The organism is Pseudomonas sp. (genome assembly GCF_030696055.1).
GTDB lineage: Bacteria > Pseudomonadota > Gammaproteobacteria > Pseudomonadales > Pseudomonadaceae > Aquipseudomonas.
The window spans coordinates 38,256-52,607 of the sequence record NZ_JAUYNP010000304.1 but is presented as its reverse complement, the minus strand read 5'-3'; the positions used below and the strand labels follow the sequence as shown (position 1 = coordinate 52,607).

Below are 14,352 nucleotides of genomic sequence, written 5' to 3'. Positions count from 1 at the left end.
AGAACCTGTTGCGGATCTCGCGAGCTAGAGCGAGGCAAGGCAAAAACAGCCGAGGAAGCGGACACACCGGGTTGTAAATGAGCATTCCGAGGCTGTTTTTAACGCAGTATCGCCGACGCGCAGCAGATCCGAGGCAGGTTCTTAGCCGTTAAGCAACTGCAGGGCATCGCTGCTGCACTGCTGGATACGCGCCCAGTCACCCTGCTTGACCCATTCGCTGTCGAACATCCAGGTGCCGCCGACGCACATCACATTGGCCAGGGCCATATAACGCTGCAGATTGCCGGGGTTGATCCCCCCGGTCGGGCAGAACTTCACCTCGGCAAAGGGTCCGCCGAAGGCCTTGAGCGCCGCGGTGCCGCCACAGACCTCCGCGGGAAACAGCTTGAAGCGGCGGTAGCCCAGGGCGTAGCCGAGCATGATGTCCGAGGCGCTGGCGGTGCCAGGCAACAGCGGCACCGGGCTTTCCAGCCCAGCCTGGAGCAGCTCGGCGGTCGAGCCCGGGGTGACGATAAACTGCGCTCCGGCCTCGATCGCCGCCGCCAGCATCGTCGGGTCCAGCACGGTGCCGGCGCCTATACACAGCTGCGGGCGCTGCTCACGCAGCAGGCGAATGGCAGTCAGGCCATGCACCGAGCGCAGGGTGATTTCCAATACCGTCAGGCCGCCGGCGGCCAGGGCATCGGCCAGCGGCAGGATGTCCTGTTCGCGGGCGATGGTGATCACCGGCATGATCCGCGCACGGGCGCAGAGGCTGTCGATCTGGGCGATCTTCTCGGCCATGCGGGCCTGCGGGGTGTTCAGGGTCGTGGTCATGTCGACGGGTCCTTCGGCCCTAAGGGCACCAGTAGATCTCAAGGGGGGAATGCAGCAAGGCGCGAATCGGCATGCTCGCCACCTCGGCGCCGGCCAGGGCCGCGCGCAGGGTGGTCAGCTTGGTCGGGCCCTGGATCGCCAGCAACGGCAGACGCGCGCCAGCCAGCAGCGGCAAGGTCAGGCTCAGACGCTGGGCCGGCGCACTGGGCGCCTGCATCGGCAGCACGCGGCGCGGGCAATCGGCCTGCAGGGCCAAGGCAAGATTCGGGCTATCGGGAAATAGCGAAGCGGTATGGCCGTCATCGCCCATGCCCAGCACCAGCACGTCGATCGGCGGCAGCTCGGCCAGGGCCTGGTCGGCCAGCTCGGCGGCCTGCTGCAGATTGCTCGCCACCTGGTACAGGCCGAGAAAACGCGCCGCGGCGGCCGGGCCGCGCAGCAAATGCCGGCGCACCAGCGCCTCGTTGCTGCCGGCATGGTTGACCGGCACCCAACGCTCGTCCGCCAGGCTCACCAGCACCTGCGGCCAAGGCAGCGGCTGCTGCGCCAAGGCCTCGAAAAACGCCACCGGGCTGCGTCCGCCGGACACCACCAGGGTGGCGTGGCCTCGGGTTTCGATGGCCTGGCGCAGCGCGGCGGCCACGGTTTTGGCCAGCTCTTCGGCCAGCACCTGGGGGTTGGCGTGACTGTGCGCCAATACACCCTGGGGCAAGTCGAGCTTAGAGATCGCCATACCAGGACCTCCCATCACGGGTGATCAGGGCGATCGAGCCCATGGGCCCCCAGGTGCCCGCGGCATAGGGCTTGGGCGAATCGCCCAGGCGTTTCCAGCCGGCGATCAACTGGTCGCACCACTGCCAGGCATGTTCGATTTCATCCTTGCGCACGAACAGGTTCTGGTTGCCGCGCATCACTTCCAGCAGCAGCCGCTCATAGGCATCGGGCACCCGGGCGCTGCGGTAGGTGTCGGAGAAATTCAGCTGCAGCGGGCCGCTGCGCAGCTGCATGCCCTTGTCCAGGCCCTGGTCCTTGGTCATCACCTGCAGGGCGATGCCCTCGTCCGGTTGCAGGCGGATGATCAGCTTGTTGCCCACCAACTGGCGCTGCTCGGGGTCGAAGATGTAGTGCGGCGGCACCTTGAAGTGGATCACTATCTGCGACAGCTTCTGCGCCATGCGCTTGCCGGTACGCAGGTAGAAGGGCACGCCGGCCCAGCGCCAGTTGCGGATATCGGCGCGCAGGGCGACGAAGGTTTCGGTGTCGCTCTGGGCATTGGCATTCTCTTCCTCCAGGTAACCCGGCACCGCCTTGCCATCGCTGCTGCCGGCGACATACTGGCCGCGCACCACCTGCTGGCTGAGCTGCTCGGCGGTGATAGGCGCCAGGGCCTTGAGCACCTTGACCTTCTCATCGCGGATGCTGTCGGCGGAGAGGTCGCTGGGCGGGTCCATGGCGATCAGGCAGAGCAGTTGCAGCAAATGGTTCTGGATCATGTCGCGCAGCTGGCCGGCCTGGTCGAAGTAGCCCCAGCGGCCTTCGATGCCGACCTTCTCCGCCACGGTGATTTCCACGTGGGAGATATGGTTCTGGTTCCACTGGGTTTCGAACAGGCTGTTGGCGAAACGCAGGGCGATCAGGTTCTGCACCGTCTCCTTGCCCAGGTAATGGTCGATCCGGTAGATGCGCGTCTCCGGAAAGACCTCGGCCACCGCGTCGTTGACCGCCCGCGAAGACTCCAGGTCATGGCCTATGGGCTTCTCCAACACCACGCGGGTGCGCTCGGCCAGGCCGAGCCGCGCCAGGTTGGCGCAGATGCCGCCATAGACCGCGGCCGGGGTGGCGAAGTAGGCGATCAGCTGCGCGCTGCCGCCCACCTGCGCGGCCAGGGCGTCGTAGTCGGCGGCCTGGAGGAAATCCATCTGCAGGTAGCTCAGGCGCGCCTGAAAGCGTTGCAGCACGGCCTCGTCTATCTCTTGGGCCGGCACATGGCGGCGCAGCTGCTGCTCGATCTGCAGCAGATAGCCCTGCGCCTCGCCCGCGTCCCGGGCCAGGGCGAGAATCCGCGTATCGGCATGCAACAAGCCCGCGCGATCGAGCTGATAGAGCGCCGGAAACAGTTTGCGCAGGGCCAGATCGCCCAGGGCGCCAAACAAGGCAAAAGTGCAGGATTCCACAATTATCGAAGGCATGATGTTTGTTCTTTTATCAAGTTGCCCTAGAAATACCCGGTCATCCGGGATTTATCAAGGGCTAATGTAGTAATAAAAACAACATTTTTCCACAAGCTACTTTAAAGTGGTGGCCAACAGGCCCCATCAGTAGGATAGGCCAGCACTTTTAACGCCCGCCTAAGGAAAACCCATGGATCGCGTGCGAAACCTTCTGGAACAGATCCAGGGCCGACTCGACAGCCTGAACAAGGCCGAACGCAAAGTCGCCGAGGTGATACTGCACAACCCGCAGCAAGCCACTCGCCTGAGTATTGCCGCCCTGGCGCAAGCCGCCCAGGTCAGCGAGCCCACGGTCAACCGCTTCTGCCGCTCCTTCGGCGTCGGCGGTTATCCCGAACTGAAGATGCAACTGGCGCAGAGCCTGGCCAGCGGCGCGGCCTATGTCAGCCGCGCGGTGGAAGCCGACGACGCCCCGGAAGCCTATACCCGCAAGATCTTCGGCAGCGCCATCGCCTCGCTGGACAGCGCCTGCCAGAGCATAGATCCGCAGATGATCAGTCGCGCCGTCGACCTGCTGATCCAGGCCCGCCAGATCCACTTCTTCGGCCTCGGCGCCTCGGCCTCGGTGGCCCTGGATGCGCAGCACAAGTTCTTCCGCTTCAACCTCGCGGTCAGCGCGCACTCCGACGTGCTGATGCAACGCATGCTCGCCTCGGTGGCGCACACCGGCGATCTGTTCGTGATCATCTCCTACACCGGGCGCACCCGCGAGCTGGTGGAAGTGGCGCGCCTGGCCCGGGAAAACGGTGCCTCGGTGCTCGGCCTGACCGCCGCCGGCTCGCCCCTGGCCCAGGCCAGCACCCTGAGCCTGGACATCCCGCTGCCGGAAGACACCGACATCTATATGCCGATGACCTCGCGCATCATCCAGCTCACAGTGCTGGACGTGCTGGCCACCGGCATGACCCTGCGCCGCGGCGTGGACTTCCAGCCGCACCTGCGCAAGATCAAGGAAAGCCTGAACGCCAGCCGTTATCCGCTGGACGAAGAGCCGAGCTAACCCGGCACCTGTCGCATCGGCAGGCGCCCCTCCTCGCGAGGAAATGCGGCCAGCTGCTATTGCTGCGTCAGTCTGCCAGGCAGCGCGCGACCAGTGCCGCGGCGCTGGTCAGCGGGGCTTCGCAGCTGCGATGGCGGCACACATAGGCGCTGGCCTGCCCCGCGAGCGGCGACCGCTCGGCGCCTATGGGCACATCCTCGGCAAAGGCCAGGACGCGGGCCGGCAGGTAGAGCGGATGCAGGCTCATCGCCAAGGCGCGGGCGGCGCAGCGCTCGCCGGCGATGACGATGCTCAGCGGGCCGCGCTCGGCGAAGTCCTGCGCCGCCAACAGATGGGCGAAGCCGAAGGGATTCTGCGCCGCCGCGGCGCGGTACATGGCGAACACCTGCTCGGCGCGCTCCCGGTACAGCTCGCGGCCGGTCAGCTCGAATAGCCGCAGGAAGGCAAACAGGCTGCTCGAGGTGCCCGAGGGCCAGGCACCGTCGTGCGGCGCGCGTGGCCGATGCACCAGCGGCTCGCCATCGCTGGGGGTGAAGTAGAGGCCGTCCTCCCAGAACTTCTCGAGGATCAGCTCGACCAACTGCGTGGCCCGTTCGAGATGGCGCCGGTCGAAGTCGCACTCGTAGAGATCGAGCAGCGCGTTGGCGAGGAAGGCATGGTCCTCGAGAAAGCCCGGCACCTTGGCCGTGCCCTCGCGCCAGGCCCGGTACAGGCCGCCCTCGGGGGTGGAGAGGTGGTCCTGCAGGAAGTCGGCGGCGCGACGCGCGGCGTCCAGATGGCTCGCGGTGCCCGTGGCCTGATAGGCGGCGCAGAGGCCCTGGATCATCAGCGCGTTCCAGCTGGTGAGGATGTTCTCGTCGCGCCCCGGGCGAACGCGCCGGGCCCGCGCCGCCAGCAGCTGGTCGCGCAGCCCCGCCAGTTGCGCCTCTTCCTCCGCGTCCAGCGCGGCCGCGCGGTACAGCACGGTGCTGCCATGTTCGAAGTTGCCCGCCGCGCTCACGCCGTAGGCGCGGCAGGCCAGCGCAGCGTCCGCCTCGCCGAGCACGGCCTGCACCTGCGCCGGGGTCCAGACATAGAACTTGCCCTCCTCACCCTCGCTGTCGGCGTCCTCGCTGGCGTAGAAGCCGCCCTCGGGATGGGTCATGTCACGCAGGATATAGCCGATCGTCTCCTCGAACACGCGCCGCCAGGCAGGCTGGCCGGTCGCGCGATAGGCGTCGGCATAGAGCTTCACCAGTTGGCCGTTGTCGTAGAGCATCTTCTCGAAATGCGGCACGGCCCAACGTTCATCCACGCAGTAGCGGGCGAAGCCGCCGCCCAGCTGATCGTAGAGCCCGCCGGTCGCCATCTGATCGAGGGTCAGCTGCAGGGAGCGCAGCAAGTCCGGCTCGCGCAGGCGCTGATAGAGGCGCAGAACCAGGTCGTGGCAGGCCGGGTTGGGGAACTTCGGCGCCTGGCCCAGGCCACCGTGCAGGCGGTCGGTGTTCTCGGCAAACAGCCGTGCGGCCGCGGCCGGCTGGTCTTGCTCCGGCGGCGTCTCACCCTCCAGCAGTCGCGCCTCCATGGCGCGGTAACCCTTGAGGAACTGCTCGACGTTCTGCCGCAGCGCCCCACGGTTGTTCTGCCAGGCCTCGCTCAGCCCGCGCAGGAGCTGGGCGAATCCGGACCTGCCGTAGCCCGCCTGCGGCGGGAAGTAGGTGCCGGCGAAGAACGGCTCGCGCTGCGCGGTCATGAACACCGTCAGCGGCCAACCGCCGCCCTGCCCCAGCATCTGCACGACTTTTTGATAGATGTCGTCGAGGTCGGGCCGCTCCTGGCGGTCGACCTTGATGTTGATGAACCGTTCGTTCATCAAGCGCGCGACCTCCGGGTTCTCGAACGACTCGTGAGCCATCACGTGACACCAGTGGCAGGCGGCATAACCCACCGACAGGTGGATGGGCTTGTCCTCGTCGTGCGCACGACGGAACGCCTCCTCGCCCCAGGGATACCAATCGACGGGGTTCTCCGCATGCTGGCGCAGGTAGGGCGAGGTTTCGTTGGCGAGTCGATTGCTCATGGCTGGCTCCTCACACTGGCTTGCTCACAACAGACCGAGCTGCAGGCGGGCCGCCTCGGACATGCGGCTCTGCTCCCAGGGCGGCTCCCAGACCAGTTCGATCTCGACCTCGGTGACGCCGGGGAGCGCCAGGACCTTGGCCCGCGCCTCCTCCTTCAGCACGTCGCCCATCCCGCAGCCGGGTGCGGTCATGGACATCTCGATCTCGACCCGCTGGCCGCCGCCTTCCAGCGGCTGCGCCTCGCACCGGTAGATCAGCCCGAGGTCGACCAGGTTGACCGGAATCTCCGGGTCGTAGACGGTGCGCAGCATGTCGAGCACCTGCTGGACGTCGAAGGCTCCGGCCTCCGCCGGCTGGCCGCTCGCCTGGGGCTGCCCCCCCTGGCGAGCATCCAGCCCCAAGGCGTCGGCATCGCCGCCGGCGATCCGCGCCAGCTGGCCCTCGGCGGTCCTGACCGTGAAGCTGCCGCCGAGCGCCTGGGTCACGACCACCCACTCGCCCCGCGCCAGTTGCAGCCGCTCACCGCGCGGGATCAGGGTGGCCGCGCAATCCCTCTTGAGTTCGATCCGCTGGGGGCGGCCCGGCTGGTTGGGGTTGTCGAAGCGCAAGCCGGCGCCGCGCAGGTCCTGCACGAAGTCGATGGCCAGGCCATCGGCGCGCCGCGCGCTCGCCGGATCGAGCAACAGGGTCAGGCCGTCCGCTGCGACGGCGATATCGCCCTCGGCGCCGGGCCCGAACAGCAGCTCATGGGCGAAGCGCTCGTCGATCCTCAGCCGCACCCAGTCGCCGCTGCCCTCGGCCAGGGCATCGCGCAAGACTCGCCGCGCCGAGTCGCTAAGGCGAATGCTGGGGAGGCTGGGAATATCGGAAGTGGGCTGATCGGTTGCCATGGCTTACTCCGTCGAGACTGGCGCATCACCCCCTTCGAGGGCGCTGCGCAGCGTGTGCCAGGCCAGGGTGGCGCACTTGACCCGCACCGGGAACTCCCAGACCCCCGAGAGCACCGCGAGCTTGCCCAGCTCTGCGGGCGGCTCAAGGGCATGCGGCCCCTCGGTGAGCAGCGCGTGCACGCGGGCGAAGAGCGCCAGCGCCTGCGCAGGCGTCTGCCCCTTGACCGCCAGCGTCATCAGCGACGCCGAGGCCTGGGAGATGGCGCAGCCGGCGCCCTGGAAGGCGATGTCCTCGATCACCCCGTCGGCGAGCTTCACATAGACCCTGAGCTGATCGCCGCACAGCGGATTGAAGCCCTCCGCCGTGCGGGTCGCGCCCTCCAGCAGGCGGAAATTACGCGGCCGCTTGCCGTGGTCGATGATTACCTCCTGGTAGAGGTCGCGCAGCTCGCCATTCATCGGAACAGCTCCTGCACCTTGGCCAGGCCGGCCACCAGCGCATCGATGTCTTGCTCGCTGCTGTAGCAGCCGAGCGAGGCGCGGGCCGTGGCGGCCAAGCCGAAGCGCTGCATCAGCGGCTGGGCGCAGTGGTGCCCGGTGCGAATGGCGATCCCCTCGCGGTCGAGGATGGTGCCGATGTCGTGGGGATGGATGCCGTCGAGGACGAAGGAGAGCACGCCGACCTTGTCCGCCGCGGTGCCGATCAGCCGCAGCCCGGGCACCGCCGCCAGCGCCTGCTGCGCGTAGGCCAGCACGGCCTGCTCGTGGGCGGCGATGGCCGCGGGCCCCAGCTCGCCGAGGAAATCGATCGCCGCGCCTAGGCCGATCGCCCCGGCCATGTTCGGCGTGCCCGCCTCGAAGCGGTACGGCGGCTTGTTGTAGAGGGTCTTCTCGAAACTGACCGAGAGGATCATGTCGCCGCCGCCCTGGTAGGGCGGCATCGCCTCGAGCAGCTCGCGGCGACCGTAGAGCACGCCGATGCCGGTGGGGCCGTACATCTTGTGCCCCGACAGCGCGTAGAAGTCGCAGCCCAGCGCGCGCACGTCGATTTTCAGGTGCGGGGCGGCCTGGGCGCCGTCCACCAGCACGCGCGCGCCCCTTGCGTGGGCGAGCTCGACTATGCGCCGGATCGGGTTGACGGTGCCGAGCACGTTCGACACATGGGCAACGGCCACCAGCTTGGTCCTCGGCCCGATCAGCCGCTCCAGCTCATCCAGCAGCAGTTCGCCGGCGTCGTCGATCGGCGCTACCCGCAGCCGGGCGCCGCTCTGCTCGCAGAGCATCTGCCAGGGCACTATGTTCGAGTGGTGCTCCATGGCGCTGATAAGCACCTCGTCGCCCGGGTGGAGATGAGTCTTGCCATAGGTCTGCGCCACCAGATTGACCGCCTCGGTGGTGCCGCGAACGAAGACGATCTCCTCGAAGTGCTCGGCGTTGAGGAAGCCCTGGACCTTGGTCCGCGCCTGATCGTAGGCCTCGGTGGCGCGCACCGAGAGGTAGTGCACGCCGCGGTGCACGTTGGCGTTCTCCTGCAGGAAGAAGCGCGACATCGCATCGATGACCGCCTGCGGTTTCTGGCTGGTCGCGGCGCTGTCGAGGTAGACCAGCGGCTTGCCGTAGATCCGCTGCGCCAGGATCGGGAACGCCTGGCGCACGCGTTCGACGTCGTAGCCCGCCGCGCGGTCGAACTGCTTGGGCAGCGTCTGCAGACTGCTCTCGAGCTCGCTCATGCCGCCACCTCCACGCCGCGCAGCTGTGCGGCGACCAGTCGCTCGACCTGGGCCCGCAGCGGCTCCAGACGGATGAGCTCCAGCATCTCGCTGGCGAACGCGTAGGTCAGCAGAGACCGCGCCGCCGCCAGGGGGATCCCGCGCGAACGCAGGTAGAAGATCGCCTGCTCATCCAGCTGGCCGACCGCGGCGCCGTGGGCGCACTTGACGTCATCGGCGAAGATCTCCAGGCGCGGCTGGGTGTTGGCCTGGGCCGAGTCCGACAGCAGCAGGTTCTTGATGGTCTGGCTGGCATCGGTCTTGATCGCGCCCGGGCGCACTATGATCCGGCCGTCGAAGACCCCGTGCCCGCGCCCGTCGATCACGCCCTTGTAGCGTTCGCGGCTGGTGCAGCGCGGCGCCAGGTGCTCGATGCACGTCTGGTTGTCCAAATGCTGCTCGCCACGCGGCAGGTACAGGCCGTTCAGACTAACCTGCGCGCCCGGGCCCTCCAGCAGCACCCGCACCTCCTGCCGCGCCAGCAACCCACCGAGTGCCGAGGAGTGCGCGGCCAAGCGGCTGCCCTCGGCCAGGCGCACGCTGAGGAGCGCGACATGGAAGGCCGCCGTGCTCTCGTTCTGCAGCTTGTAATGCTCGAGCGCCGCGCCCGCCTCGAGCACCACCTCGGTGACGGCATTGCTGAGGTAGACCTCGCCCGCGCTGCCCAGGTGGCTTTCCACTATTGTCGCGCGGCTGCCGGCCCCCATCCGCACCAAGGCGCGCGGCTGTACCAGCAGCGGCGTGGCGCCCGCGTCCGCGAGGAACACCAGGTGGATAGGTGCTTCGACTGTCGTGTCGGCGGGAATCCGCACCAGCGCCCCGTCCTCGGCGAGGGCCGTATTCAGCGCCGTGAAGGCCTGCGGCTGCGCGCGGAACGAATGCGCGAACAAGGCTTCGAGCGCCCCGCCGTCGGCTCCCCTTTCGGCACTGCTGTCGCCGGCCTGCAGCAGCGCCACCAGGTTGCTCAGCTGGCACCCCGGGGGCAGCCCCTCGAGCGTCGAGAGCTCGGCGGCGAGATAGCCGTTGACGAAGACCAGCCGCGGGCCGCCCAAGTCGTAGAGGACGCCGGCGAGCCGCTCGACCATCGCTGCGGACAAATGCCAGCCCGCGCCCGCTTCGGCCGGCTGGAAGGGGATCGCCAGGATGGGCGCGACTCGCGTGTACTTCCAGGCCTCGTCCTTGGCCGTGGGAAAGCCCTGCTCGGCCACCCATTGCCACGCCGCGCGGCGCAGCTCCCGCAGCCAGGCGGGCTGCCGGGCAGATTCCCGAACGTCTGTCCTGGGCTCGAGCCGGGCGAGAAAGGCCGCGTTCACTTCGTTCGCTACGCTCGCCGCGCTGTTCATGGGCTAGCTCCGGGCGCTGCCGGCTGCTGCTCGAAGCTGGCGTAGCCGTGCTTCTCCAGTTCGACGGCCAGCTCCTTGCCGCCGGACTGCACGATCCGGCCGTTGGCCATGACGTGGACGCGATCCGGGACTATATAGTCGAGCAGCCTTTGATAATGGGTGATAACCAGCAGTGCGCGGTCCTCGCGCCGCAGCGCGTTGACCCCGGCCGCGACTATGCGCAGCGCGTCTATGTCGAGGCCCGAGTCGGTCTCGTCCAGAATCGCCAGCTTGGGCTCCAGAATCGCCATCTGGAAGATCTCGTTGCGCTTCTTCTCGCCGCCGGAGAAGTCCACGTTGACGGAGCGGGTCATGAAGCTCTGGTCCATCTCGACCAGCGCCATGCGCTCCTTGGCCAGCGCGAGGAAGTCCAACGCATCCAGCTCCTCCAGCCCGCGCTGCTTGCGCACGGCGTTGAGGGCCGTGCGCAGGAAGTAGAGGTTGCCGACGCCGGGGATCTCCACCGGGTACTGGAAGGCCAGGAAGACGCCGGCGACCGCGCGCGCTTCCGGCGGCATGGCGAGCAGGTCCCGGCCCTCATAGCGCACCTCGCCGCTGACCTCGTAGATCTCATGGCCCGCCAGCACCTGGGCCAGGGTGCTCTTGCCGGAGCCGTTTGGCCCCATGATCGCGTGCACCTCGCCGGCGTTTACCCGCAGCGTTATGCCCCGCAGGATTTCGCGGCCCTCGACGCTGGCGTGCAGATTGATGATCTCGAGCATGCTTCACCTCAGCCTTCAAACCTCGGCCCTCAGCCCACGCAGCCCTCCAGGCTCACGCCCAGCAGTTTCTGGGCCTCCACCGCGAACTCCATCGGCAGCTCCTTGAGCACCTCGCGGCAGAAGCCGTTGACTATCATCGGCACCGCATCCTCCGCGCCGATGCCGCGCTGCCGGCAGTAGAACAGCTGCTCATCGCTGATCTTCGAGGTGGAGGCCTCGTGCTCGACCTGGGCGCTGGGGTTCTTCACCTCGACATAGGGGAAGGTGTGCGCGCCGCACTGGCTGCCCAGCAGCAGGGAGTCGCACTGTGTATGGTTGCGCGCGCCGGTCGCGCCTTTGAGGATCTTCACCAGGCCGCGGTAGGTGTTCTGCCCATGGCCGGCGGAGATCCCCTTGGAGAGGATGGTGCTGCGCGTGTGCCGCCCGATGTGAATCATCTTGGTGCCGGTGTCCGCCTGCTGGTAGTTGGCGGTCAAGGCCACCGAGTAGAACTCGCCGACCGAGTAGTCGCCTTGGAGGATTACCCCCGGGTACTTCCAGGTGATGGCCGAACCGGTCTCGACCTGGGTCCAGGAAATCTTCGAGTGGCTACCGGCACACTTGCCGCGCTTGGTGACGAAATTGAAGATGCCGCCGCGCCCTTCGGCGTCGCCCGGGTACCAGTTCTGCACGGTGGCGTACTTGATCTGGGCGTTATCCAGCGCGACCAACTCGACCACCGCCGCGTGCAGCTGGTTGTTGTCGCGCATCGGCGCGGTGCAACCCTCGAGATAGCTGACGTAGGCGCCCTCCTCGGCGACTATCAGCGTGCGCTCGAACTGGCCGGTATCGGCGGCGTTGATGCGGAAGTAGGTCGACAGTTCCATCGGGCAGCGCACGCCCTTGGGCACGTAGCAGAAGGAGCCGTCGGAAAACACCGCCGAGTTCAGCGTGGCGAAGAAGTTGTCGCTGTAAGGGACCACCGAGCCCAGGTATTTACGCACCAGCTCCGGATGGTTCTGCACGGCCTCAGAGAAGGAGCAGAAGATCACGCCGACCTCGGCGAGCTTGTGCTTGAAGGTGGTCGCCACCGAGACCGAGTCGACCACGGCGTCCACCGCGACGCCCGTCAGGCGCTCCTGCTCGGCCAGGGAGATACCGAGTTTGCCAAACATCTCGCGCATCTCGGGGTCGACCTCGTCGAGGCTCTTGGGCCCCGGGGTTTTCGGCTTGGGCGCCGAGTAATAGATGATGTCCTGGTAGTCGATGGGCGCGTAGTGGACGTTCTGCCAGGTCGGCTCGCGCATCGTCAGCCAGTGGCGGTAGGCCTTCAGGCGCCAGTCCAGCAGCCACTGCGGCTCGTTCTTCTTCGCCGAGATCAGGCGGATGACGTCCTCATTGAGCCCGCGCGGGGCGGCGTCGCTCTCGAAGTCGGAGACGAAGCCGTACTTGTAGGCGCGGCTGCTGAGTTCGCGGATCTTGGCGTTGTCGGTGCGCATCGCTTCCTCCTCGCCCTTCCGGCCGCCCACGCTCAGGTGGCGCGGTTGCGGCCCGAGCGATTATTCGGCGGACGATTCGATTGCTTATACATTACCCCCCAGCCCACATTTAGCAAGTATGTTCTTTACAAAGTATAGATACTAAGCAATTTCAATCGCCCGGGTAGGTCGCGGAGGTGCCGTCGACCGCGGTTTGTGTTGGCATTGCCCCGCGGGTAAACGGCACCCTCCGCAAGGGTGGCCGCAGGCGCCTACTTGCGGCTCTCATAGAGGGCCTTGGCAGCAGCTTCCCAGTTGGCTCCGTCAAATCGTCGAACGGGCAGGGACGAGAGATCGACCTCATCGATACAGCGAAGGTTGACTGCCCATTTGTTCGGATCTAGGCGCGGGCGGATGAACGGGTGGATGCCACAATGCCGGCAAAAGTAGTGCTTCGCGGTCATGCTGTTGAACTGATAGAGCGTCAGCTCGCTCTCGCCTTTGATGATGCGCAGATCCTGCTGCGACGCGAAATGCCACAGCGCTCCCCGGCGGCGGCACAGCGAGCAGTTACAGTCGCCAACGTACTCAAGCTTGGCTTGCAGCTCGAAGGTGACCTGACCACAGTGGCAGGAACCTTGATAGGTTTTTCTATCTTTCATACCGCCTCACTCAATATATCCATTGGCCAGTCGAACTGCTGGCAAAGCGCCTCGGTATGGGCGCTGTAGCTAACCAGGTCGACATAGTTGGCGTGACGATCCGACTCCACGAAGTGCTTACCGCCACGAGGATCGAATTCGTCCTGCTGCTTGTAAATCTCGAAGGCGCGCGCAGCCTTGGGTCGTCGCAGCCGGTCGTTCAGGTGGCTGGCCAATAGGTGGGCCATCTGCTCGATCAACGGGTAGATACCGGCGGCGACCTCGGCGGACCCGACGGTGAACAATTCGTGATGCGTGCGATTGAAGACGTTCATGTACTGCATCGTCCGCAGCCCTTTTAGCTGGAAGAGTGAATCGTCCAGGTAAGGCGCCTTGACCTGATAGCCGGTCGCGGCCAACAGCAGGTCCACCTCCAGGCGGCTGCCGTCCTTGAAGACCACGGTTTGACCATCGAGGCACTCGATGTCTGGCCGAATCTCTATGTCGCCGTGACCTAGGTGGTGCAGGAGTTGGGTGTTTAACAGTGGATGAGCCTGGCCGAATTCGTGATCCGGTTTCGGCATCCCGAACCGGCTGGTGTCGCCGGTGATGGCGAATATGCCGGCCCTCAAGTCCATGGCTTTTACCGCCGCCGGCAGGAGGTCCGGCCGGCGGAAGTGCACATCGACCGGCCAGCCGTACACATGCTTCGGCAGGAAGTGGTAACCCCGACGCACGCTGACCGCCGCGCTGGCGGCATGCCGCGCCGCGTCGCAGGCGATGTCGGCGCCCGAGTTGCCGAGCCCGACGATGAGAACGCGCTTGCCCTCGAACTCGGCCGGGCTGCGGTAGCTGACGGAGTGCCGTATTTCTCCGGTGAATGAGCCGGGCCACGTGGGGAGCGCCGCAAGCCAGGTGACCCCGTTGGCGCAGATTACCCCGCGATGCCACGCCGTCCGCCCGTCCTTCAGCGTCACTCTCCAGCGGCCGCCGATCGGTTCGATGCGCTCGACCTCTGCGTTGAAAACCATGTGTCGGCGCAGATTGAACGCTGTGGCGAACGCGCGCAGATAGCTCAGGATCTGGGTGTGATGGGGATAGTCGGCAAACTCCTCAGGCATGGGGAAGCCGGTGAAGCCCGATGTCCACTTCGAGGAGATGAAATGGGCCGATTGGTACATCGGCGAACCTGGGTTGTCGATATCCCAGATGCCGCCCACATCCGCATGCTTCTCGTAGACCACGTGTGGGATGTCGAAACGCGTTAGGGCTCTGGAGGTGGCCAGCCCCGAAGGGCCAGCTCCTACAACGCAGTACGAATCGGCGCTAAGGTCGTCGTCGGCATCGATGCCTTCGACTCCGGTGAAGAGTCCGACCATCTGTT

Annotated in this window: 13 protein-coding genes; 1 reads left to right on the top strand and 12 read right to left on the bottom strand. The window is 66.5% G+C overall.

The annotated features are described in order from the left end of the window. Positions 1–141 precede the first annotated feature (141 nt). The 3 genes from Q8Q83_RS18475 to zwf are packed head-to-tail and all read right to left on the bottom strand — an operon-like array spanning position 142 to position 3,005. The gene (locus Q8Q83_RS18475) at positions 142–816 is read right to left on the bottom strand and encodes a bifunctional 4-hydroxy-2-oxoglutarate aldolase/2-dehydro-3-deoxy-phosphogluconate aldolase (protein ID WP_305625586.1); all 675 of its coding nucleotides are present in this window, start codon (positions 814–816) and stop codon (positions 142–144) included. 19 nt (positions 817–835) lie between these two features. After that, positions 836–1,549, bottom strand: a complete 714-nt coding sequence (gene pgl, locus Q8Q83_RS18470) for a 6-phosphogluconolactonase (protein ID WP_305625585.1) — start codon at positions 1,547–1,549, stop codon at positions 836–838. Then, positions 1,536–3,005, bottom strand: a complete 1,470-nt coding sequence (zwf, locus tag Q8Q83_RS18465) for a glucose-6-phosphate dehydrogenase (protein ID WP_305625584.1) — start codon at positions 3,003–3,005, stop codon at positions 1,536–1,538. The genes pgl and zwf overlap by 14 nt, the downstream gene beginning before the upstream one ends. Before the next feature lie 181 nt (positions 3,006–3,186). On the opposite strand from zwf, the gene Q8Q83_RS18460 reads away from it, so the two are divergent. Further along, the gene (locus tag Q8Q83_RS18460; protein WP_305625592.1) at positions 3,187–4,047 is read left to right on the top strand and encodes a MurR/RpiR family transcriptional regulator; all 861 of its coding nucleotides are present in this window, start codon (positions 3,187–3,189) and stop codon (positions 4,045–4,047) included. A gap of 67 nt (positions 4,048–4,114) precedes the next feature. Here the strand turns inward: Q8Q83_RS18460 and Q8Q83_RS18455 are convergent, their stop codons facing one another. From Q8Q83_RS18455 to Q8Q83_RS18415, 9 genes are all read right to left on the bottom strand, one after another. Further along, a complete protein-coding gene (locus tag Q8Q83_RS18455; protein WP_305625583.1) occupies positions 4,115–6,106 on the bottom strand; it encodes a thioredoxin domain-containing protein in 1,992 nt (663 codons plus the stop codon). Between the two features lie 24 nt (positions 6,107–6,130). Then, a complete protein-coding gene (sufT, locus tag Q8Q83_RS18450) occupies positions 6,131–6,997 on the bottom strand; it encodes a putative Fe-S cluster assembly protein SufT (RefSeq protein ID WP_305625582.1) in 867 nt (288 codons plus the stop codon). A gap of 3 nt (positions 6,998–7,000) precedes the next feature. Further along, on the bottom strand, positions 7,001–7,456 hold the full coding sequence (gene sufU / locus Q8Q83_RS18445) for a Fe-S cluster assembly sulfur transfer protein SufU (protein ID WP_305625581.1): 456 nt from the start codon (positions 7,454–7,456) through the stop codon (positions 7,001–7,003). Next, positions 7,453–8,727: a cysteine desulfurase gene (locus Q8Q83_RS18440; RefSeq protein WP_305625580.1), complete on the bottom strand. Its 1,275-nt coding sequence runs from the start codon at positions 8,725–8,727 to the stop codon at positions 7,453–7,455. Before Q8Q83_RS18440 ends, sufU begins: the two co-directional genes overlap by 4 nt. Then, the gene (sufD, locus tag Q8Q83_RS18435; protein WP_305625579.1) at positions 8,724–10,109 is read right to left on the bottom strand and encodes a Fe-S cluster assembly protein SufD; all 1,386 of its coding nucleotides are present in this window, start codon (positions 10,107–10,109) and stop codon (positions 8,724–8,726) included. Before sufD ends, Q8Q83_RS18440 begins: the two co-directional genes overlap by 4 nt. Beyond that, positions 10,106–10,870: a Fe-S cluster assembly ATPase SufC gene (gene sufC, locus Q8Q83_RS18430; protein WP_305625578.1), complete on the bottom strand. Its 765-nt coding sequence runs from the start codon at positions 10,868–10,870 to the stop codon at positions 10,106–10,108. The genes sufD and sufC overlap by 4 nt, the downstream gene beginning before the upstream one ends. Before the next feature lie 29 nt (positions 10,871–10,899). Further along, a complete protein-coding gene (sufB, locus tag Q8Q83_RS18425; RefSeq protein WP_305625577.1) occupies positions 10,900–12,348 on the bottom strand; it encodes a Fe-S cluster assembly protein SufB in 1,449 nt (482 codons plus the stop codon). Between the two features lie 251 nt (positions 12,349–12,599). After that, entirely contained in the window at positions 12,600–12,989 is a 390-nt protein-coding gene (locus Q8Q83_RS18420) for a GFA family protein (RefSeq protein ID WP_305625576.1), read from the bottom strand. After that, on the bottom strand, positions 12,986–14,347 hold the full coding sequence (locus Q8Q83_RS18415; protein ID WP_305625575.1) for an NAD(P)/FAD-dependent oxidoreductase: 1,362 nt from the start codon (positions 14,345–14,347) through the stop codon (positions 12,986–12,988). The genes Q8Q83_RS18420 and Q8Q83_RS18415 overlap by 4 nt, the downstream gene beginning before the upstream one ends. Positions 14,348–14,352: the final 5 nt, after the last annotated feature.

Coding starts and splice junctions, on each gene's coding strand:
- Q8Q83_RS18475 (WP_305625586.1), bottom strand. CDS start 816: ATGACCACGACCCTGAACACCCCGCAGGCCCGCATGGCCGAGAAGATC.
- pgl (WP_305625585.1), bottom strand. CDS start 1,549: ATGGCGATCTCTAAGCTCGACTTGCCCCAGGGTGTATTGGCGCACAGT.
- zwf (WP_305625584.1), bottom strand. CDS start 3,005: ATGCCTTCGATAATTGTGGAATCCTGCACTTTTGCCTTGTTTGGCGCC.
- Q8Q83_RS18455 (WP_305625583.1), bottom strand. CDS start 6,106: ATGAGCAATCGACTCGCCAACGAAACCTCGCCCTACCTGCGCCAGCAT.
- sufT (WP_305625582.1), bottom strand. CDS start 6,997: ATGGCAACCGATCAGCCCACTTCCGATATTCCCAGCCTCCCCAGCATT.
- sufU (WP_305625581.1), bottom strand. CDS start 7,456: ATGAATGGCGAGCTGCGCGACCTCTACCAGGAGGTAATCATCGACCAC.
- Q8Q83_RS18440 (WP_305625580.1), bottom strand. CDS start 8,727: ATGAGCGAGCTCGAGAGCAGTCTGCAGACGCTGCCCAAGCAGTTCGAC.
- sufD (WP_305625579.1), bottom strand. CDS start 10,109: ATGAACAGCGCGGCGAGCGTAGCGAACGAAGTGAACGCGGCCTTTCTC.
- sufC (WP_305625578.1), bottom strand. CDS start 10,870: ATGCTCGAGATCATCAATCTGCACGCCAGCGTCGAGGGCCGCGAAATC.
- sufB (WP_305625577.1), bottom strand. CDS start 12,348: ATGCGCACCGACAACGCCAAGATCCGCGAACTCAGCAGCCGCGCCTAC.
- Q8Q83_RS18420 (WP_305625576.1), bottom strand. CDS start 12,989: ATGAAAGATAGAAAAACCTATCAAGGTTCCTGCCACTGTGGTCAGGTC.
- Q8Q83_RS18415 (WP_305625575.1), bottom strand. CDS start 14,347: ATGGTCGGACTCTTCACCGGAGTCGAAGGCATCGATGCCGACGACGAC.